15 protein-coding genes are annotated in these 20,318 nt (G+C 62.6%); 5 read left to right on the top strand and 10 right to left on the bottom strand.

The features are described from left to right. The first annotated feature begins 123 nt into the window (after positions 1-123). Positions 124-1,461 (top strand): macrolide 2'-phosphotransferase, encoded by a 1,338-nt coding sequence (locus MU551_RS08455; protein ID WP_247042497.1) that lies wholly within the window; start codon positions 124-126, stop codon positions 1,459-1,461. Here MU551_RS08455 and MU551_RS08450 read toward each other — a convergent pair. The 3 genes from MU551_RS08450 to MU551_RS08440 form a co-directional block, all read right to left on the bottom strand. Then, on the bottom strand, positions 1,458-5,090 hold the full coding sequence (locus MU551_RS08450) for an ATP-dependent helicase (protein ID WP_247042495.1): 3,633 nt from the start codon (positions 5,088-5,090) through the stop codon (positions 1,458-1,460). The two genes, MU551_RS08455 and MU551_RS08450, sit on opposite strands and share 4 nt — an antisense overlap. Continuing rightward, entirely contained in the window at positions 5,087-8,449 is a 3,363-nt protein-coding gene (locus MU551_RS08445; RefSeq protein ID WP_247043140.1) for an ATP-dependent helicase, read from the bottom strand. The genes MU551_RS08450 and MU551_RS08445 overlap by 4 nt, the downstream gene beginning before the upstream one ends. Before the next feature lie 89 nt (positions 8,450-8,538). Continuing rightward, positions 8,539-8,955: an MGMT family protein gene (locus MU551_RS08440; protein ID WP_247042493.1), complete on the bottom strand. Its 417-nt coding sequence runs from the start codon at positions 8,953-8,955 to the stop codon at positions 8,539-8,541. Between the two features lie 95 nt (positions 8,956-9,050). Here MU551_RS08440 and MU551_RS08435 point away from each other — a divergent pair, with 95 nt between their 5' ends. The 4 genes from MU551_RS08435 to MU551_RS08420 all read left to right on the top strand — a co-directional run bounded on the left by MU551_RS08435 (position 9,051) and on the right by MU551_RS08420 (position 12,719). Further along, positions 9,051-9,761 (top strand): 3'-5' exonuclease, encoded by a 711-nt coding sequence (locus MU551_RS08435; protein ID WP_247042491.1) that lies wholly within the window; start codon positions 9,051-9,053, stop codon positions 9,759-9,761. A gap of 288 nt (positions 9,762-10,049) precedes the next feature. Next, on the top strand, positions 10,050-11,099 hold the full coding sequence (locus tag MU551_RS08430; RefSeq protein WP_247042490.1) for a methionine ABC transporter ATP-binding protein: 1,050 nt from the start codon (positions 10,050-10,052) through the stop codon (positions 11,097-11,099). Next, a complete protein-coding gene (locus MU551_RS08425) occupies positions 11,096-11,767 on the top strand; it encodes a methionine ABC transporter permease (RefSeq protein ID WP_247042489.1) in 672 nt (223 codons plus the stop codon). The genes MU551_RS08430 and MU551_RS08425 overlap by 4 nt, the downstream gene beginning before the upstream one ends. 109 nt (positions 11,768-11,876) lie before the next feature. Continuing rightward, positions 11,877-12,719, top strand: coding sequence for a MetQ/NlpA family ABC transporter substrate-binding protein (locus MU551_RS08420; RefSeq protein WP_247042488.1), 843 nt, complete (start codon positions 11,877-11,879; stop codon positions 12,717-12,719). A 93-nt stretch (positions 12,720-12,812) separates the two neighbouring features. On the opposite strand, the gene hemL is transcribed toward MU551_RS08420, so the two are convergent. The 7 genes from hemL to hemQ all read right to left on the bottom strand — a co-directional run bounded on the left by hemL (position 12,813) and on the right by hemQ (position 20,289). Further along, complete coding sequence (gene hemL / locus MU551_RS08415; RefSeq protein WP_247042487.1) at positions 12,813-14,162, bottom strand: glutamate-1-semialdehyde 2,1-aminomutase; 1,350 nt, start codon at positions 14,160-14,162, stop codon at positions 12,813-12,815. A 38-nt stretch (positions 14,163-14,200) separates the two neighbouring features. Next, complete coding sequence (locus tag MU551_RS08410) at positions 14,201-15,316, bottom strand: LLM class flavin-dependent oxidoreductase (protein WP_247042486.1); 1,116 nt, start codon at positions 15,314-15,316, stop codon at positions 14,201-14,203. Beyond that, positions 15,313-16,296 carry a porphobilinogen synthase gene (gene hemB, locus MU551_RS08405; RefSeq protein ID WP_247042484.1) on the bottom strand — a complete coding sequence of 328 codons (984 nt, stop codon included), beginning with the start codon at positions 16,294-16,296 and terminating at the stop codon, positions 15,313-15,315. Before hemB ends, MU551_RS08410 begins: the two co-directional genes overlap by 4 nt. 78 nt (positions 16,297-16,374) lie before the next feature. Next, complete coding sequence (locus MU551_RS08400; RefSeq protein WP_247042481.1) at positions 16,375-17,337, bottom strand: uroporphyrinogen-III synthase; 963 nt, start codon at positions 17,335-17,337, stop codon at positions 16,375-16,377. A gap of 20 nt (positions 17,338-17,357) precedes the next feature. Continuing rightward, positions 17,358-18,356 (bottom strand): hydroxymethylbilane synthase, encoded by a 999-nt coding sequence (gene hemC, locus MU551_RS08395; RefSeq protein WP_247042479.1) that lies wholly within the window; start codon positions 18,354-18,356, stop codon positions 17,358-17,360. Then, positions 18,353-19,591, bottom strand: a complete 1,239-nt coding sequence (locus tag MU551_RS08390; RefSeq protein WP_247042477.1) for a ferrochelatase — start codon at positions 19,589-19,591, stop codon at positions 18,353-18,355. The genes hemC and MU551_RS08390 overlap by 4 nt, the downstream gene beginning before the upstream one ends. Continuing rightward, positions 19,588-20,289 (bottom strand): hydrogen peroxide-dependent heme synthase, encoded by a 702-nt coding sequence (gene hemQ / locus MU551_RS08385; RefSeq protein WP_247042476.1) that lies wholly within the window; start codon positions 20,287-20,289, stop codon positions 19,588-19,590. Before hemQ ends, MU551_RS08390 begins: the two co-directional genes overlap by 4 nt. Positions 20,290-20,318 lie beyond the last annotated feature (29 nt).

Genomic DNA, 20,318 nt, shown 5'->3' with positions numbered 1-20,318 from the left:
CTGACAATTGATATTTCGGCCCCTTCACTGAGCTGCGGCGCAGAACTCTGTGATTTATTCCTTATCTCAGGACTCGCCGGACCACATCATTGTCTCGGGCGCGGGTCAATCTACCGTGGAACCGTGAGAAGAAAACCGATCGAACTGGCAGCCGTAGCAACTGCAGCAGTCCCAGGACTGACTCCTACTGCCGTGTCGTCTGCCCCTGACGACCCCGCGGACTTCGACTCGGCTCTTCTCCTCGACTCCGAGGGAAAACGCTGGCGGGTACGTTCCCCCCGGCATGCAGAGGCCAGCACCCGGCTGGAGACCGAGTTTATGGTACTTAAGGCTTTTGCGCCCGGTATCCGGGCAGAGCTCCCCTTCCTGATGCCGACTGTGGCAGGAACGGTGCGGCAAGGCGCGCTCACGACCTTCGTCTACTCACACCTCGCCGGAGCTACCCGGAGTGTTGAGGAACTCAGTTCAGGTTCCGACGAGTTGGCGCAGGAGATCGGTGCGGCCCTGGGCGCGATCCATGACCTGCCGCACTCGCTGGTCAGCAATGCTGATTTGCCGAGCTACACCCCCAATGAGTTCCGTCAGCGTCGCCTCAACGAACTCGATCAGGCTGCGACCACAGGCAAAATTCCTGCCGTCCTGCTGCGCCGGTGGGAGCATGCACTTGAAGACGTTTCGCTGTGGCGCTTCAACCCTTGCGTGGTGCACGGCGATCTGCACGAAGACAATCTGCTGGTCGAGGGACAGCGTGTAACGGCGGTAACAGGCTGGACTGACCTGCGCATCGGCGACCCGGCGGATGACATCGCTTGGCTCGTAGCTTCCAATGAACAGGGTTTCGTTGACGCCGTTCTTCGCCATTACACCAGCGCCCGGCGGGACTCTCCGGACAACCATCTGCTCCGGCGGGCAGCATTGTCAGCGGAATTCGCGTTGGCGCAGTTCCTGGTTAAGGGCGTGGCCTCAGGGGACCAGAGCATGATTTCCGAAGCAGAAGAGATGCTGTCCGCCTTGGCGGGGGACATCGTCGAACACGGCGGACAACCGATCAGTGTCGAGCCCCTGCCTCCCGCGACTGGGACCACCGCCGGGGTAGAAATCGCAGAGGGAAACGGATTTACGGTCACACCTATCCCCTGTGACACTCCCGATGGGGCTGGGGCGGACAAGGTCCTCCCGGCAGTCCACGTGACACCGATCCCGGCTGGTGAGGCACCACCGTCGAAGAACAATGCCCCGCTGCTTACGCCTTCGGATGAAAGCCTTGGCGACGCGGCCCCTTCTGAAAAAGATGTAGCTGCTGCGGCTCGCGCTGAGGAAGACGTACTGGCAAACGGCAGCACAGAAAAGGACCGGGGCGACCGCGACGGAAGCACCCCCTATCCTTCGTCAGCCGTGGCAGGTTCCGCCGATGACACCTCCACCGCGGCCCTGAAGATCGTTGACCTGAAGACTTCTTAGTGCTGTCCCTCCGGGTCGCCGGAGCTGATCGCCGCCGTGATGATTTTTTCGAGCTGCCCGGCCGAACCGAGGTCGTGCGGACGGACAACCAGGTTTTCTGACACGTAGTAAAAGGCAGCCCTGACATCTTCGAGGGGCACCCCCTTCAAACGGGACCACGCGAGCCGATAGACCGCCAACTGGACTGCCTTGGTCTGAAGTTGCCGGGCAGACGGTGGGCGGCCCGTCTTCCAGTCAACGAGGTCCCAGCGTCCGTCTGCATCCCTGAACACAGCGTCAATCCGGCCCCGCACCACGACATCGCCGATACGGGTTTCCACGGGAATTTCCACGTGGACAGGTGCCCTGTTCGCCCACTCGGAGGAGCGGAAAGTTTCCACCATGCTCTCCAGCCCGTAGGCCTCGTCGATATGTTCGTCAGATCCAGCCGCCTCATCAAGATCCAGCATTCCCGCCGTGCCGAAATACTCCTCCACCCACGCGTGGAAGGCCGTGCCCTTCCGTGCGGACATCCCCGGTTCTCGGGGGACGGGCCGTCGAAGCCGGGCAAGAACGGCGCCCGGATCGTCATTGAGATCCACCAAAGTCGAAGCAGAAATATGGCCGGGGAGGTGCACATCCTGCACAGATGACCGTCTAAAGCGGCGCTCCAGCAGCATCGCGGCTTCCCTCGCCCAGGAACCGGCAACTCCCTTGAGCTCTTTGTCAGCACTGTGCTGATTCAGGTCAGAACTGTACTGCTTCGCTGTCCCTGGCGGCTGTTCTTCGCTGCTGGAACCTACACCTTTGTCCAGACCCGCCAAGATGCGGGCCGCGGCAGCCTCCATGACCTCGCGGCGCCCTGGAACCAGGCTGAGCCGTGTCCCGGTACGTGGATCAATCGGTCCTTCGAGCGGGTCATAAGGCCACTCCGCCACCTCGAGTTGCTGCGTCAACGGGCTTTGTTCGGGCACGGACGCCTCCTCTATGGAGGAAACGTGCACAACAGCGTGCCCCTGTGGCGATTCCCTCCGGTGCGCACCGCCGTCGGAATCCCCAGCGCCAGGCGGCGTAAGTGTCGTCAGAGGGGCAAGGTCGGATAGGAAAGGCGACATCTCCGCCAAACCCGAGCGGGACCCCACCCAAGCGGCACTTGATACCCACAAGACAAATTTTGCGCGTGTATAGGCAACATAAGCCAACCTTCGCTCCTCCGCCTCGGAGTGCGTCTGGACGGCTGCCTTGAAGTCTTTTTCAGCCTCAAGCCACCCCTTCTGATCCGGCTGGTCGAGATCCCACTGCGGCAGGTCTGCATGGTCGCCCCGCAAGGGCCAAGGGAGGGCGGCGCTCCCGCTGCTCCATCTCGAATCACGGTTGCTGGGAAATGAACCGGCGTTCAGGCCCGGGACGAAAACGACATCCCATTCGAGCCCCTTGGATGCATGAACGGTCAGGAGTTGCACGGCCTCGTGGTTCACGTCCGGCGGGGCGGCGTCCAATCCTCCCTCCTCTGCGGCGGCGGCTTCCAGCCAGGCAAGGAAGGCGAGGACATCTACCCGCTGGGAGGTGTGCAGAAATCCAACGGCGGCATCATGGAAGGCATCCAGATTCCGGCGGGCCTGATGGATACTGATTCCGGGACGGGCAGCGACCTCGATATCGAGCAACATCGCTCGCTCCACTTCTCCGAGCAGGGTGGTGAGGTCATCACCCATGAAGCCACGCAATTGCCTCAGCTCAGCCGAGAGCCGCCTAAGCCGGTGCAACCCGTCATTGCTGATCACTCGTCCTTGGGCTGACACCCAACCTTCCCTTGGTAATCGGTCCAGCGCTTCGACGAGACTGGCAGCATCGGTAAGGTCGCTCTCGATCACCGTTACCGAGTCATCTGATTCAGTGTCTTCGGGAGCAATGGAGCCTTCGTGAGACCTGCGCCGTGCGAGGAATCCGGACCAATCCCGGAAAGCCATGAGGTCTGCCGGGCCAATCCGCCAGCGGGCGCCGGCCAGCAAACGCATGAGGGAATCGGAACGCCCCGGGTCGGCGAGAACTCTCAGCGTGGATACAAGGTCCACGATTTCCGGAGTATCAAGGAGTCCGCCAAGACCAATGATTTCGTAGGGTATCCCACGCACGTCAAATTCCCGGCGGACACATTCCATCTGTGCCCGCCGCCTGCAGAGCACAGCCATGGATGGCGGCACTCTGTCCTCCTGCACTTTCTCTTCAAAGTCGGTTACCCGATATCTCAAAACGTCCCCGGCGATAGCCACAGCCTCGTCTTCATCGGTCGCGAAGCGCCCGATGACCACTTGTCCGGAAACGGCAGCAGGGCTGGGCTGCAGCGGGGGCACCTCAATCGCTGCACCGGTACCACGTTGACCCGCTGGCCCCTTATGCGCGGCAGCAGCACTGAGGGGTGCTGAAATAACGTTGGCAGCAGCGAGTATGTTCTTGCCGTTGCGCCAGGCTGTAGTCAAGTATGAGACCGGCGCCGGCGTCCACCCCTTCGCCGGCTCGCCAGTGCTGGCTTCTCCTGGACCGGGGCCAGAAGACCCAGGGGCAGGTGCAGGCACCGGAAATTCCCGGACGAAGTGGAACAGTTGCCCTGCGGAGGCGCCCCTGAACCCGTAAATGGATTGGTTGGGATCTCCCACGGCCGTTACGGCATGGCCGTTTCCGAACAGGCGTGAAAACAGCACCAACTGCGCATGTGATGTGTCTTGGAATTCGTCGAGAAGGACGACTTTGTATCGCTCCCGCTCCAGGGCGGCTGCGAGGGGAATGTCGCTCGCCACCCGGGCCGCAAGCGCGACCAGATCTCCGAAGTCCAAAGCACCCTTTGCCCGCTTCGCCTGAGAGTAGCGTGCCACCATGTCCGCCACGCTCGCCCTCGTCCGCAGCATGGCCTCAAGCTCCGCTGCTGCCTGTGTGGCATTTTTCTTCGCGCCTTCGACGTACGGCAAAGCTGCAAATTCGGCCACGCGGGCCATCAGCCACTCCTGAACGTGCGCGGGCTCCTGGAGGTGTTCCGCGCATTCTCCCGCCAGCTGGATGACGGCCTTCACCAGGGTGGACTTGGCGGCACGGAAGTGTGCGTATTCGCCGTCGTAAGCCTCCACCACTTCACTGGCGAGCTGCCAGGCCTGTGCACCGCCAAGAAGCACAACATCCCGTTCGACGCCCAGGCGAAGTCCGTAGTCCGACACGATGCCACTGGCGTAGGAATGGTAGGTCGAGACTTTGGGTTCAAGGGCATCGGTGTTCACCAGACCCGCCGGGAAAATCCGCTGTTGCTTGTCCTCCGTGGCCATGCGTTGCAGCACCGATAACTTGGCCCGGATTCTGCTGGCCAGTTCCCCCGCGGCCTTGCGGGTGAAGGTCACACCGAGTATTTCCTCGGGACTTACCCAGCCGTTTGCGACCAGCCAGACCACCCTGTCCGCCATCGTGGCCGTCTTTCCGGAACCAGCCCCCGCAATCACGAGTCGTGGCGAGAGCGGGGAGGAGATGATGGCCGACTGTTCCGGCGTAGGACTGTTCCTTTCCCCCAGGAGGGCCGACAGTTCCTCCGGGGTAAAGCGTGGTTCCGGCGTTGTTGAAGGTTCCGGGGCCGACGGAGACGTTGCGGGGATCGTTTGGATGCTCATTGGGTGACCTGCTTTCCGCGGAGACACAGCGGACAAACCTCGGGCAACCTGCAGCCGTGGCCGCCGTGCCCGCCCTTGGAAGGATCGTGGCGCGCTTCAAACGTGCTGCCGGACATGGCCCGGGCAGCCTCCATCACCAGATCCAACGCCCAGTTGCCAGCGGGATCCAAGGCGTCCTGCTGCTGAACGGAAGGGCTCTTGCTGCTGGTTCCCAGCTGCGCGAGAACCGCTCCCCCGGGCTGGAAGGAAGGCCTCGCAACTCCATCTGCCGAGGTGTTAACGGAGTCGAATCCACCGGCGAGCACGGCTGCCTGATAGGCACCCAGCTGGGGATGTCGCCCGACTTCCGCCTTGGCCGGTTGCCGTTTACCGGTTTTCAGATCGACCACCACCAACTGCCCCTCGGCGTCGATCTCCAACCGGTCCACCTGGCCACGGAGAATGGCATAACGCACCGCTTCGGAGGCTTCGCCCACCACAGCGCAGTTGTCGCCAAGGACGTTCTCCCCAGCACCGTTGTCTCCACGAACCTTTTCGCCAGGAACCGCGCCCACCACGTCCGGAAGCTTGACTTCAAAATTCTCTTCGACGCCCACCAGGCTCCGGCCTTCGCTCCGCATGAGCAGCACATACTGGGCAAGTTTGCGTACCATCGATTCAGCCCGCTGGAAGTCAAGCTTGCCTTCCCAGTTCTCCTTCATGCCCAGCCTGGGCCAGCGGCGCACCAGTTCGGCCAGGTACTCACCCCCTGAAGCATCAGGCAAATCCTGAGCGATCGCGTGCACGAGGGTTCCAAGACTGCGGGCAAAGTCCGTAGCAGGCTCGCCTCCAGCAGCCTGGATGAACCAGTCCAAGGGCGATTTATGGACCGTTTCGACCTTTGACGGCGACACCGAAACTGTCCCGCCCTCCGGCACTACCGGTCGATCAGACGACAGCGGAGCCAGGCCCCACCAGGTATCGGGGTGAGCACCGGGGACAGGCGGTTCCGCCGAGGCGAGTTTGGCGAGGATTCTGGCTGCTTCATCGGCTTCGGGCGCAAACCTGCCCTGCAACTGTACGTACTGCCGGAGTTCCGCCACCAGGGCGCGCAGTGTCAGGGGCCGCTCCACCGTGGTAAAGCCCCGCCGCTCCTGCCCTGGGCGCAAGGGCGAAACATAGTCCAGAAAGGAGGAAGGCTGTTCGTCTTCAGAGGAAACGGCAGTGCAAATCAACAAATTCCGTGCCCGGGATACGGCAGTTGAAAAGCTTCGCAGTTCGTCGTACCTGATCTCATGCAGTCTGCTCAACGGGCCAAGCTGCAGCGCATAGTCCACTCCGTGCTCCACTGCATCGGCAAAAAGGGTGCTACCCAGCAGTTCGCCGCGTAGTCGGGTATTGGGCCAGACGCCTTCCTGCAGGCCTGCAATGATGACCATTGGCCATTCCCTGCCCGCAGCACTGGCGGGAGTCATAAGCTCAACTGCGTCCTCAAGTTGGGCGCGGGCAGCCAGGGTGTCCATGGGCAGCTCCTGGTTCAACAGGTATTCCAGGAACTGTTCGGGACCTGAGCCTGGCAGCTGGTCAACAAAACGTTCAGCCGTATGGAACAGCGCCATCATGGCATCAAGATCCCGATCCGCGCGGGCACCCGCCGCCCCTCCGTTCAAGGCGGCCTCGGTCCACCTCGACGCCAGTCCCGTCGAGCTCCAGAGCGCCCAAAGAACCGTTTCGGCATTCGCCCCCGGTTGCCCGGCAGCCTCCTTACCGGCCTGGATCATGCGCGCCACCCGGCGGGCAGACTGCCCCTCGATACCAAGACTTCCCAGTGAGCCCGGTTCCAACAAGGCTTCGACCAGGAGTGCGTCGCTGGAACGACCTCCTCCCCCCAGAAGCTCCTCGGAGCGAAGGGCCTGACGGAGACGCCTCAGCTCAATCGGGGTGGAGCCGCCGATGCGTGAAGTAAGCAACGACACAGCCGACTCCGGAGTGAGGTCATCTGGCTCCAGCGCAACCGCATAGGCGTCCAACAGAGGACGGACAGCCACCTCGTCACGTACCGCTGACTCGGCGACGGGGACCCGCACCGGAATCCCCTGCCCTGACAAATAGCGCTGAAGCTGGCTGAGCTGCCCGCCGTTCCTGACAATTACAGCGATATCGCCGAGTTCGCGCCCGTCTTTCAGCTGTGCTTCGAGGATGCGTTGCGCCACATAACGGAGCTCATGAACAGGGGATGGCAAGAGGTGCGCCTCCACCCGTCCACCGGTTTTTCGGCTGTCGCCCGGTTCCAGGCGCCGTGCGGACTCCCCACCGGCACGACGGGATATCCGGGAAGCAACCGACAACCAGGCCTGGGCAACGCCGGGACAGTGCCGGTGCATGCGGCTGAGAGGACGTTCCAAAACACTGTGACCGTCCGTCGCCAGCAGCTCAGGCAGTTCTGCGACAAGGTCCGGGCGCGCGCCTCGAAACCCCTGCACCACTGTGTCCGGGGACGATGCGACGTAGACATCCTTCCCCGCACCTATGTCAGTGAGCAGTTCGAAAATGGCGGGGTTGGCCTCTTGCATGTCATCCACCAGGATGAGCTGAAGACGGTCACGTTCGGCTGCAAGAAAGCCTGGATGGTCCTGAAAAATCTGACGCGCAGCCGTGATGATCCCCGCAGGATCAAAGGCTTCAGGCATGCGCAAGTCCAGCACATCCCGATACTCTCCGTAGAGGGCTGCGGCCGCGGTCCAGTCAGGACGGTTGCATTGCACCGCCAGGTCAGCCACATCTTCCGCAGTCCGCCCCGACTCGATGATGCGATCGAAAAGTTGCCGCACCTCCTGCCGGAATCCCCGGGTTTCCAGCGCTGCGCCAAGATCCCCTGGCCATGGCAACTCCAAGCCGGGCACCGAGTGGCCTTCCAACAGTTCCTTGATGATGAGGTCCTGCTCCGGCCCCGAGAGAAGCTTGGGTGGCCTTGGCAATGGAAGGATGCCTTCCGCCTTGGCCCGCCGGATCACATCGAAGGCATACGAGGCCCAGGTGCGTGACGGCGTCGTACTCAGGCTCCTGTCCAGCCGTGCAGTGAAGCGATCACGAAGGGAATCGGCGGCAAGCCGCCCAGGTGCCAGGATCATGATCCTCTCGGGATCCACTCCGTCCTGTTCCACGCGTCGGACTGCGGCTTCCACGAGGACGGTGGTCTTTCCGGTCCCCGGGGCTCCGGGCAGGAGGACCGGCCCGGAGCCCTGACGAACGGCGACGGCAGCAAGCTGATCAGGAGAGAGTTCCGGGATGCGCTGATGGACCTTCTTGGGCGCAAGGAGCCGGAGGCGTTTACCCTCGACCTCGGATGAGCTCGTTCCAGCTGCCCGCGGTCCCGCCAAAGGGCCTTCCGCTCTCCGGATGCCGGCATCCGTTGGTTGACGTCCGGGTGAGGGAGATGAGGCGGATTGCTGGTCGTGGATAGTTGCCGTCACCCAGACATTCCATCATCCGCCACTGACAATTCGTGAAGTCGGCTCTCAAGGCGCCGGGCAATGTCGTCTATTCGGTCAAAGTCATTGTCGGAAGGCGCCCAGCGCGCGGCCTTGAGATCCACCCGCCAGCGTCCCTCACCCGTCCGCAGATACTCCTCGACATCCCCGCGTAGCGGGGTCCGCTCTTTGACGTAGTGCCGGAGGGCTTTACCTTCGAGTCCGGGAGGTGCTTCGCCGCTGGCCCGAAGGATCCTCCACCAGGGAACCGGGTTGCCATGGTGACTCATCACCGCTCCGACTTGTCGCGGACCGCCTGAGCCCAGCAACTCCGATACATCACCGTATGCCAGCACACGGCCTGCCGGCACGAGTTCCACGAGGGCGATGACAGCCTCCACATACTCTGTCCGCATGGCGTCCAGACTAGCTGCTGCCGGCTGCGGGATCGGGTTCCGTCGCCCGGCGCGGCACGCCAAATATTGTCGGTGCCGGCAGGTAGCGTAATGGCATGACCACCTGGAACACCCGCCCCCGCGCCGCCTTCGATCTTGAAACCACTGGTCGGAACTCACGTGCGGCAAGGATTGTGACAGCCTCAGTTACGCTCGTGGATGGCGATGGCGAAGTCGTCAGGGAGCACGAATGGCTGGCTGACCCTGGTGTGGAGATTCCGGCAGAGGCCAGCGAGGTACACGGTGTTACCACGGAGCGCGCCCGGGCTGAGGGCCGGCCGGCACCGGAAGTCACCCGTGAGCTTGCGGCCGTGCTTCGGGAGCTTTTTAACGACGGCGTTCCGGTCATCGCTTTCAACGCCAGCTACGACTTCACGGTGCTTGCTGCAGAATCTGCACGCTATGGCGTTCCGCAACTCACGCGTTTCCCGGTGCTGGATCCCTTCATTATGAATAAGCAGGTAGACCGCTACCGGAAGGGTAAGCGCACGCTGACAGCCCTCTGCGAGGAGTACGGGGTGAACCTGGACAATGCCCATACCTCGGCAGCCGATGCCCTTGCTACCCTCCGCGTCCTCGATGCCATGGCGGGCAAGTTTCCCAAACTCAGGATGGCGGCCAGTCAACTGCATCAGCTCCAAGTGGACTGGGCAGCCACTCAGGCGACCGACTTCCAGACCTACCTGCGGAAGACAAAACCGGCAGCAGTCATTGAAGGCGAGTGGCCCGTTCTTCCGCCCGAGGATGCCAGCCGCGGGGACTTCTAGCCCGCAACCGTAGGCCAGGTTTCAGGTAGCTGGGGGGTTTCTATGGGACAGATATCACAGCCTCATGCTGCTCTGACTACAGCAGTTTTGGCTCCCAACAATTCAGCCATGGTCGCAATCCACGGACCCTCCAAGGTGGCATGAGCCGAGTAGGCGTCGCTTATGCGGGCAATGACCTGCATCACCGAATTTTATGCGGAATCGACTCCCCTACAGGCCCGCTGACATAATTTAGTGCAGAAGCGAGCTTGTGCTATGTCCTGCTCAAGCCCTACCGCCTGAGGATAAATGATCACAGTTACCGACCTTCGTAAGGTCTACCGCCAGGGGAAAAAGGAAGTGGTTGCCCTCGACGGCGTCACCCTTTCCGTTCCCAAAGGGTCCATCCATGGCATCATTGGCCATTCCGGCGCCGGAAAATCAACCCTTGTGCGCTGCCTGACCCTCCTGGACCGTCCAACGTCCGGCTCAGTCAGCATTGACGGCACCGAGTTGAGCTCCGTAAAGGACTCCGAGATCCGGACGGCGCGACGACGGATCGGCATGGTGTTCCAACATGCAAACCTTATGGACTCCCGCACGGCGGCCGGCAACGTGGCGCACCCCCTGGAGCTCGTCAAGACGCCCAAGGACCAAGCCCAGGCCAAGGTTGCCGGACTCCTGAAGCTCGTGGGGCTCGAGGGGTTCGAGAACGCCTACCCGTCGCAGCTTTCCGGTGGCCAGCGCCAACGTGTCGGCATCGCCCGCGCACTGGCTTCGGACCCCGACGTCCTATTGTGCGATGAGCCAACCTCTGCGCTCGATCCCGCCACGACGGACGAGATTCTGGACCTTATTCAGGACCTCACCACGCGGCTGCAACTGACCGTACTGATCATCACCCACGAGATGAATGTGGTTAAGCGCGTGTGCGATTCAGTGTCATTGCTTTTCAAGGGCCGCATCATTGAGCATGGCGCCCTGCAGGACGTCGCCGGCGATCTGGAAAGCAAGCTGGCGCGTGCGCTCCTGCCGCTGCCGCCGTCGGAATCCCTCCACGGTTCCCTTGAGGATGGACCTGTACTGGAAATCCTCTTCGCCGGAGACAGTGCCAAGGAACCCGTGATCACCGGCGTCGCACGGCATTTCGACATCGACCTGAACGTCCTCGCCGGCAGTGTTGAGACGTTGGGAGGCCAGCAGTTCGGGCACCTCCGCGTGCAGCTTGACCGGAATGCTGACTTCGAAGCCGTACTGGACTATCTGCACGCCCGCGGGATCAGCGCCAAGCGCGCCACTTCCGACGCCCCTGCTCCCGAATCCCCGGTGCAGTACCTGGCGACAGGAGAGAAGAAGTGAACGAAATCTTCGGCAACCCTGTACTCGCGAAGGCACTTCCGGAGGCCATCGTGGAAACACTCCAGATGGTGGGAATCTCAGCATTCTTCACCGTGCTGATTGGCCTGCCCCTTGGTGTCTTCCTGCACGTGACCGCCCCGGGCGGCCTGCGTCCCATGCCCGTCACGAACCGGGTCATGAGTGACGTCATCGTCAATATCACACGTTCCATCCCGTTCGCGATCCTGATGGTGGCGCTTATCCCGCTTGCCCGGCTGCTGACCGGTACCAGCCTGGGCCCGGTGGCGGCATCCGTGTCTCTGTCCATCGGTACGATTCCGTTTTTTGCCCGCTTGGGTGAAACCTGCCTGCGCGACGTCCACATCGGAAAAATTGATGCTGCCCAGGTTATGGGATCCACCACCATGCAGGTCATCAACAAAGTAATGCTGCGCGAATCGCTTCCGGCACTCGTGGCCGCGGCCACCACCACTGTTGTCACCCTCGTGGGGTATTCCGCGATGGCTGGTCTGGTAGGCGGCGGCGGACTCGGCAAACTGGCATACAACTACGGTTTCCAGCGCTTCGACGTCACAGTCATGGTCGTCACTATCGTCCTCATCATCGTCCTGGTGCAGATCATCCAGCTCCTGGGCGAATGGATCGCCCGCAGCCTCGATCACCGCTAGGCCCTCCAAGATCACTGCAGCGGTAATCACCGGCTGCATTTATGCCGGAGCGCCATGTCGGTAACAGCCCTGCCTGCGTGCTCCCAGCTATTCGAAAGGAACGCATCAAATGCGTAAGTCACTCACCCTCCTGGCGTCAGGGATCGCCACAGCATTGGCGTTGACCGCTTGCGGCGGTTCAACCACTTCCAGCTCCGAGGTCAAGGAACTTGACCCGGCAAACCCGGTCACGCTGACGGTCGGAGCAAGCCCCGTCCCGCACGCCAAGATCCTCGAATTCGTGAATACCGAACTCGCTCCCAAGGCCGGCCTCAAGCTGGACATCAAGGAAATCGAGGACTACCAGACCCCCAACACCGCGTTGAGCGATGGCTCCCTGGACACCAACTTCTACCAGCACCTGCCGTGGTACGAGGACCAGGTGAAAACCAAGGGTTATGACTTCGCCCACGGTGAAGGCGTCCACATAGAGCCGTACGCCGCCTTCTCGGAAAAGGTCAAGGACGTCAAGGACGTCGGCGACGGCGCCAAGGTTGCCATCACCAACGACCCGTCCAACCAGGTACGCGCACTCAAGGTCCTGCAGGTTGCCGGCTTGGTCGAAGACATCAAGGACGACTCCTCTGTGTTGACTTTGACGGATGCCCAGAACCCGAAGAAGCTGAAGTTCTCGGAAAACCAGCCGGAACTGCTGATCAACGACCTCAAGGATCCGTCGGTGGATCTGGCCCTGATCAACGGCAACTTCATCCTCAAGGCCGGGCTCAGCACGAAGGACGCCCTGGCTGTCGAATCCACGGACAGCAACCCGTACGCCAACTTCCTCGCGTGGCGCGCGGAGTCCAAGGATGACGCACGCATCAAGAAGCTCGATGAACTCCTGCACTCCCCCGAGGTGAAGGCCTTCATCGAGAAGGAATGGCCTAACGGGGACGTGACGTCGGCCTTCTGAGGCGCTGGCCTTTGAGCTACCCACGTTAAAAGCCTTTGGCACCCGCTACAGCGGGTGCCAAAGGCTTTTAAGAGCCACTACTTCGGACGGAACCTAGACGTTGAGGCTGATGGGGGCCTTCGCTGCTGCAGCCGCCCGGGCAGCTGCAGGAAGCGCGTCGAAGATCCTGTTCATGGCTGTGTCGTCATGCGCAGCTGAAAGGAACCAAGCCTCAAAGACTGACGGCGGCAGGTAGACCCCCGAATCCAGCATTGAGTGGAAGAAGGGGGCGTAGCGGAACGATTCCTGCGCCTGCGCCTCCTCGTAGTTGCTGACTCCATTCGCTGACGTGCCAAAGGCCAGCGAGAACAGATTCCCGGCGCGTTGTATGGAGTGGTCCACTCCCGCCGCATCCAAGGCCGAGGTCAGGGCCGCAGAAAGCTCCAGCGAGCGCGCATCCACAAAGGAGTAAACGTCTGCCGTCGCGTGGGTCAGGGTGGCAACTCCCGCGGCCATCGCGACGGGATTGCCGGAGAGCGTACCTGCCTGGTAGACGGGACCTGTAGGAGCGAGATAGTCCATGACCTCGGCGCGGCCGCCCAGCGCCGCCGTCGGCATTCCTCCGCCGATCACTTTTCCGAAGGTCAGCAGGTCCGGGCTCCAAGGCTCGACCGCTCCCGCTGCGCCGCCGGTAAGGCCCCAGTACCCGGAATACCCGGTGCGGAAGCCTGTGAGGACCTCATCGAGGATCAGCAGCGCCCCGTGTTGGGTGGTGATCCGGGAGAGACCCTCATTGAATCCGGGTCCGGGAGTCACCACGCCCATGTTGGCCGGCGCCGCCTCAGTGATCACAGCCGCGATGTTCGGACCGTGCTTGGCAAAGGCAGCCTCGACGGCTTCAAGATCGTTGTACGGCAGGACCAGGGTTTCGGCTGCCGTTGCGGCCGTCACGCCTGCTGATCCAGGCAGGGCGAGCGTCGCCAGTCCCGAACCTGCCGCAGCCAGCAGTCCGTCAAGGTGCCCGTGGTAGCAGCCCGCAAATTTGATCACCAGGTTGCGGCCTGTAAATCCGCGGGCCAGCCGGATGGCAGTCATGGTGGCCTCGGTGCCGGTCGACACCATCCTCACGCGCTCCACCGCGGACACACGTTCCTTGACGATCGCTGCGAGGTTCGCTTCATCCGGCGTCGATGCGCCGAAGGACAGTCCCCGGTCCACCGCGGCGTGGACGGCCTCGAGAACCGCAGGGTGGGCGTGGCCCAGAAGTGCCGGTCCCCAGGAGCAGACCAGGTCCACATACTCGTTGCCGTCTGCGTCGGTCAGGTAGGGACCCTGTGCCGAGACCATAAAGCGCGGTGTGCCACCCACCGATCCAAACGCCCGGACAGGAGAATTCACACCGCCAGGCATGAGCTGCCGGGCGCGGTCAAAGAGTGCCTCGTTGCGAGGAGTGCTGGAAATCATGGGTCCTATTCTTTCAGTTCAGGGCAGCAGGTTCGGCGTTACTGGTTCGTCTGCTGCGGAGCCGGAGAGTTTGCCGCTGCAGCCTTGGTAAGGAGTTCGGCCACTCTGGGAGCCACAACTGTGCCGAACAGTTCAATCGAGCGCATCATGGCCGGGTGCGGCAAAGAACCGCTGCTGTACTTGAGGTCGAAGCGGTCCACCCCAAGGTTCCTTTTCAGCAGGGCGATCTTCTGGGCCACGGTCTCGGGAGAGCCCACATACAAGGCACCTTCGGGCGTACACATGGCGTCAAACTCCCGGCGGCTTCCCGGTCCCCAGCCACGCTCTGAGCCAATGCGGTTACGGAGTTCCAGCCAGTGCGGAAAGTACTCGTCCCGCGCTTCTTCATCTGTGCCGGCGACGTGGCCGGGCGAGTGCGTGGCGATTTGCCGCATGGGATGCCCGTACTTGGCCATTGCCTCCCGGTATAGGCCAACCAGCGGAGCGAATGAACGGGGCTCACCGCCAATGATGGCGAAGATGATCGGATAACCGTATTCTGCGCAGCGAAGGACGGATTCGGGTGTGCCACCGACCCCGATCCAGGTCGGCAGGAGATGATGCTCAAGCGGTGGGTAGACGCTGAGGCCCTTAACAGGAGGCCTGGTCCGCCCCTCCCAGTGAACCGGTTCCTGTGAACGGACCTTGTCGAAGAGCCCCACTTTTTCTTCGAAGAGGATGTCGTAGTCAGCAAGATCCAGTCCGAAGAGGGGGAAGGACTCGATGAAGGAGCCCCGGCCCAACATCACTTCAGCCCGCCCGTTGGAGATGGCGTCTACTGTCGAGAAACGCTGGAAGACCCTGATCGGGTCATCAGAGCTCAGGACGGTCACGGCCGATCCAAGCCTGATCTGCTTCGTTCGGGCAGCAGCGGCGGCAAGGAAGACTTCGGGGGCCGAGACAGCGAAATCCTTGCGGTGGTGCTCTCCCACTCCGAAGGCATGAAGTCCGACGGCGTCCGCGAGTTCCGCTTGTTCCAGCACCTGCCGCAGCACTTGTGCGTGCGGAACCGGGTGACCGTCGGGGTAGGCCCCAACATCACCGAAGGTGTTCAGCCCCAGGAGAATCCGCTCCGGCCCGACAGGGGCCGTCGGATCAGCCTTGTCGGTGGTCATCGTGATTCCTTCAGCCAGCCTGCGAGCTCCGCCGCCCAGTAGGTCAAAACCATGTTTGCTCCGGCGCGCTTGATACCCAGCACTGACTCCAGGATGGCCGCCTGCCGGTCGATCCAGCCATTCGCTGCTGCCGCTTCAATCATCGAGTACTCCCCCGAGATCTGATAGGCGGCGACGGGCACCGGGCTCATTGCAGCCACGTCGGCAAGGATGTCCAAGTAGCTCATGGCGGGCTTCACCATCACGATGTCAGCCCCTTCAGCCAGGTCCAGCTCCACCTCGCGGATGGCTTCCCGGCGGTTGGCCGCATCCATCTGGTACGTTCGGCGGTCTCCCTTGAGCTGCGAGTCCACCGCCTCGCGGAACGGCCCGTAGAAGGCGGAGGCATATTTGGCAGCATAGGCCACTACAGCAGTATTGCTGTGTCCGGCCGTCTCCAGAGCCTCGCGGATGGCCGCAACCTGCCCGTCCATCATTCCCGAGGGCCCGAGCATGTGGGCGCCGGCGTCGGCCTGGGCCACCGCCATCCTGGCGTAGATGTCCAGCGTTGCGTCATTATCGACATAGCCGTCGGCGTCCAGGACACCGCAATGTCCGTGGTCGGTAAATTCGTCAAGGCAGACGTCGCTCATGACCACCAGTTCGTCGCCCACTTCAGACCTGACATCACGGATCGCCTTGTTGAGGACGCCGTCCGGGTCCAGCGACGCACTTCCCTCTGCGTCCCGTACCGATGGGATACCGAAGAGCATGATGCCTCCCAGCCCCAGGTCTGCTGCTTCGGCCGCTGCCCGTTTGAGGGAGTCGGTGGTGTGCTGCACCACTCCCGGCATGGACGCGATGGGGTTGGGCTCTGACAGCCCCTCCCTGATGAACGCCGGAAGGATGAGTTCGGCCGGCGCGAGACGGTGTTCAGCCGTCATCCTTCGCATGGCGGGTGTGGTGCGCAGCCGACGTGGTCGTTGATTCGGGAAGCTCATGGTGTGGTCCTTCACGTGTCCTGGCTGCGGGCGGTCTGATGGTGCAATGTCATGGAGTGCGATGTCATGGGAGAACGGTCAGTGGGGGAAGTCTGGGGAGAGGGCATCCATGATGGCTTGAACCAGGCCCTCGGTGGTAGGGGTACTTGCCGTGGCTGCGACGGGCAGCCCCATAGAGTCCGCCTGGGCGGCTGTGGACTGTCCAATCGCTACCAGACGGCAATCACCCAGCGGCCGCAGGATTGAGTGGATGCGCTCCACGGCGCTCGGCGAAGCAGCTACCACCACGTGGAGCCTGCCCGCGGCCAACTGGGCTTTGGCCGCAGCCGGGGTCAGTGCGGCGGCTGAAGGCGGTCCGGATTCCCCTGCACGTGCGCCAACGCCTACGTCCGGGCCGAACCTTTCTGAGCCAAGCCTTGCGTCTATGCCAACCCTTGCCGCCAGGGAACGGCTGGGGTCTGCAGGGTAGTTTACGGTCCGGTATGCAGTCACTGCCTGCACACTCGCCCCCCGCGACTGTATCCCCCGGGAAAGTCCCGGATCGGCAAGGTCAGCCTGCGGCAGGAACACCATGCCTTGGTTCGGAGGCCAGATGTCCAACAGCCCTGACGCGGACTGCTGATCCTCCTCTGGCCAGAGATCCACGTGGAGCCCGCTGGCGCGCAGGACGTCGCGGGACCGGGTACCGACAGTGGCAACCCGCACGGACCCCGGAAGCCAGCGACGAAGGTCGGTCCCACGCTCCGCGGCCTTGATCTCCAGGGCCCATACTGTCGTCGTGCTCGTGATAACAAGCCATTGGTAAGCTCCGGCGCCCAGCGCGTCGAACGCTACGTCAAGTGAGTGCTGGTCGCTGGCCAGTTCAAAATCAATCAGGGGCAGCACCAGAGGCTCGGCACCAAGATCCCGCAGGGCGGCGGCCAGGGGTTCCGCACGCTCTGCGCTGCGGGTAATCAGGATCCGCGCTCCTTCGAGCAGCCGTGGGCCCGAACCCGCGCCAAGTACGCTGCCTGGCGTGGACTCCGCGCTGTGCCGTCCCATTCTGCTGGATGCCGTCCGGCTCAGGAAGCAGCCAGATCGGCGATATCGGCTGCGCCCCGGCCCAGCAGTATTTCGGCGAGTTCGATGCCCAGGAGCGTGGCTCCTACTTCAGTCAATCCATCGGTGGCCCGTTGATCCCGTACTGTTGCGGTGCCGTCCACGGCGCACACCACAGCCTCCAGGTACAGCATGCTTCCCTTGCGGTAGGCGTAGGCCCCTACTGGAGCCGCACAACCGGCTTCCAGCCGGGCGAGCAGGGCACGTTCGGCCGTCACCGCAAGGCGCGTGTCGACGTCGTCGAGTGCCGCGAGTGACTGGGCCAGCACCCCTCGCGATCCATCGTTGGAGCCCGGCCTTGGTGGAGCGTCGGCGATACGGCATTCAATGGCCAGCGCCCCCTGCCCTGCGGCTGGAAGCATAACGTCCGTCTCGAGGAATTCACTGACCGCGTCCAGCCTGCCGATTCTTTCCAGGCCCGCGGCAGCCAGGACGACGGCGTCGAGATCGCAGGACTTCCCACTGACGACGGCGTCAGTGGTGTTTCCCGGCAAGCCCGGAACACGACCCAAACGGGTATCGACGTTGCCGCGGATGTCCACGATCTGAAGATCAGGCCGGGCAACGCGAAGTTGGGCGGCTCGACGAGGGGAGCCTGTTCCGACGCTGGCCCCCCTGGGCAGATCAGCCAGTTTGAGACCGTCGCGGGCGCACAGGACATCCCGGACGTCCACGCGCTTGGGAGTGGCAGCGAGAGCCAGCCCGGGAGTGCCTCCCGTGGGCAGGTCCTTGAGGGAGTGCACGGCCACATCGCAGGCTTCCCGGAGGAGGGCATCACGCAAGGCGGCTACGAAGACACCGGTTCCACCCATCTGGGACAGCGAGCCCGTCAGGACGTCGCCCTCGGTCTTGATGTGCACGAGCTCCACGGTAAATCCCCCGACGGCGGCGAGCTGGTCTGCTGTCTGCTGCGTCTGGGTGAGGGCCAGTTTGCTGGCCCTTGTACCAATCCGTACTGTCATGGGGCAACCCGCTCTGAAGGGTAAGGGTCGTGTCCCATACCCACTCTGGTGTCAGCTCCCGCGATGGTCGGCTTCTCGCCGCGGAAGTTGGCACAGCAGCCAGGCCGGCATACGTCGTACCAGGGGCCCAGCTGCGTGAGGGCGGGACGGTCCTTGATGTTGTTGCGTGCAGTTCGCTCACAAATCAGATCAACGAGACCTGTGACGAACTTCCGGTGGGTACCCGGCGTCGGAACACGCTTGGCCGCTATCCCCAGATTGGAACATGTCTCCAAGGCTTCAGTGTCGAGGTCCCAGACCACTTCCATGTGGTCACTCACGAAGCCAAGAGGCACGATCACTACGCCCTTGACTCCCTGTGCGGCGAGTTCTTCGATGGCGTCGTTGATGTCAGGCTCCAGCCAGGGAACATGGGGAGCGCCTGAGCGGGACTGATAGACGAGCGACCAGGTCGCCGTTTGTGCGCTCTGCGATTCCATCCGGCGCATCACTTCTGCACCCGTTGCCAGGTGCTGCGCCACATAGGCGGAATCTTCGGCAAAGTGACGGGGCTCGTCGACAGAGCGGCCGGAAGCCTCGGCGTCGCGGGTGGGGATGGAGTGCGTGGCGAACAGGATATGGATGGGAGCGTCCGGGGTTCCGGCGGCAGCCAGCTGCGCCTGGACATCTGCGAGCCCGGCGGCTGTTCCTTCGATAAAAGGTTCAACAAACCCTGGGTGGTCAAAGTACTGGCGGACCTTATCCACTTCAAGCTTGCCGTCCAGGCCGGATTCCGTCAGGGCGATGCCGATGTCCTCACGGTACTGGCGGCAGCTCGAGTAAGACGAGTAGGCGCTGGTGGTGATCATCAGCAGCCGGCGGTGGCCGGCGTCGTACGCATTCTGCAGAGTCTCCGGAATGTACGGATCCCAGTTTCGGTTCCCCCAGATCACCGGAAGGCTGATGCCTCGGGCAGCCAGTTCCGCCTCCAATGCGGCTTTGAGTTCACGGTTTTGCTGGTTGATCGGGCTGATTCCGCCGTTGGCCCGGTAATGATGTGACACTTCCTCGAGCCGCTCGTCGGGAATTCCGCGTCCACGCGTGACATTGCGAAGGAACGGGATGACGTCGTCTTGCCCTTCAGGGCCACCGAACGAGGCGAGCAGTACGCCGTCGTACTCTTTGGGTCCCATCCGGCCCGCTTCAGTAACAACATTCACTGCCGTCAACTCATCCCGGGGATCAAGCGGGTTCACGAAAGGACCTCGGCAATCTCTGCAGGGGAAATCCGCCGTCCGGTGTAGAAGGGGATTTCCTCGCGGACGTGATTACGTGCTTCAGTAGCGCGCAAGTGGCGCATAAGGTCCACGAGGTCAACAAGCTCCGGAGCCTCGAGGCCGAGAATCCATTCCCAGTCACCTAGAGCGAAGGAGGAGACCGTGTTGGAGATGACCTGCGGAAATTCACGTCCGAGCATTCCGTGGTCCCGCAGCATCTTGCCGCGCTCGGCGTCGGGCAGCAGGTACCACTCGTAGGAGCGGACGAACGGGTAGACGCAGAGCCACTCAGCAGGCTCCACACCACGGGAGAAAGCAGGGGTGTGATTTTTGGCGAATTCAGCTTCACGGTGCACACCCATGGCCGACCAGGCGATTTCCGTACCGGCGAAGAGCTTGCTGCGACGGATTGCCCGCACGCCCTGCTGCAGCGCTTCGGGACTGGACCCATGGAGCCACACCATAACGTCTGCTTCTGCGCGCATGGCGGACACATCGTAGCTTCCGCGCAGCGTCACACCGTCTTCACCAAGTCGCGCAACAAGAGCTTCGAAGTCGGAGGCAGCGTCACCGCTGCGCAGGACGTCCGCAGAGCGCTTGAATACCGTCCAGAGAGTGAAAAACTGCTCTGTTGATTCTTCGGTTTTGGTGACAGATTCGGCAGAAGTGTGGCTCATGGGTACAAGTCTGCCCCCTGCTGCCGCCT

It is taken from the genome of Arthrobacter rhizosphaerae, from assembly GCF_023062595.1.
Taxonomy (GTDB): domain Bacteria; phylum Actinomycetota; class Actinomycetes; order Actinomycetales; family Micrococcaceae; genus Arthrobacter; species Arthrobacter rhizosphaerae.
The sequence above is the reverse complement of the archived record's forward strand: the minus strand, read 5'-3'. Positions and strand labels throughout refer to the sequence as shown.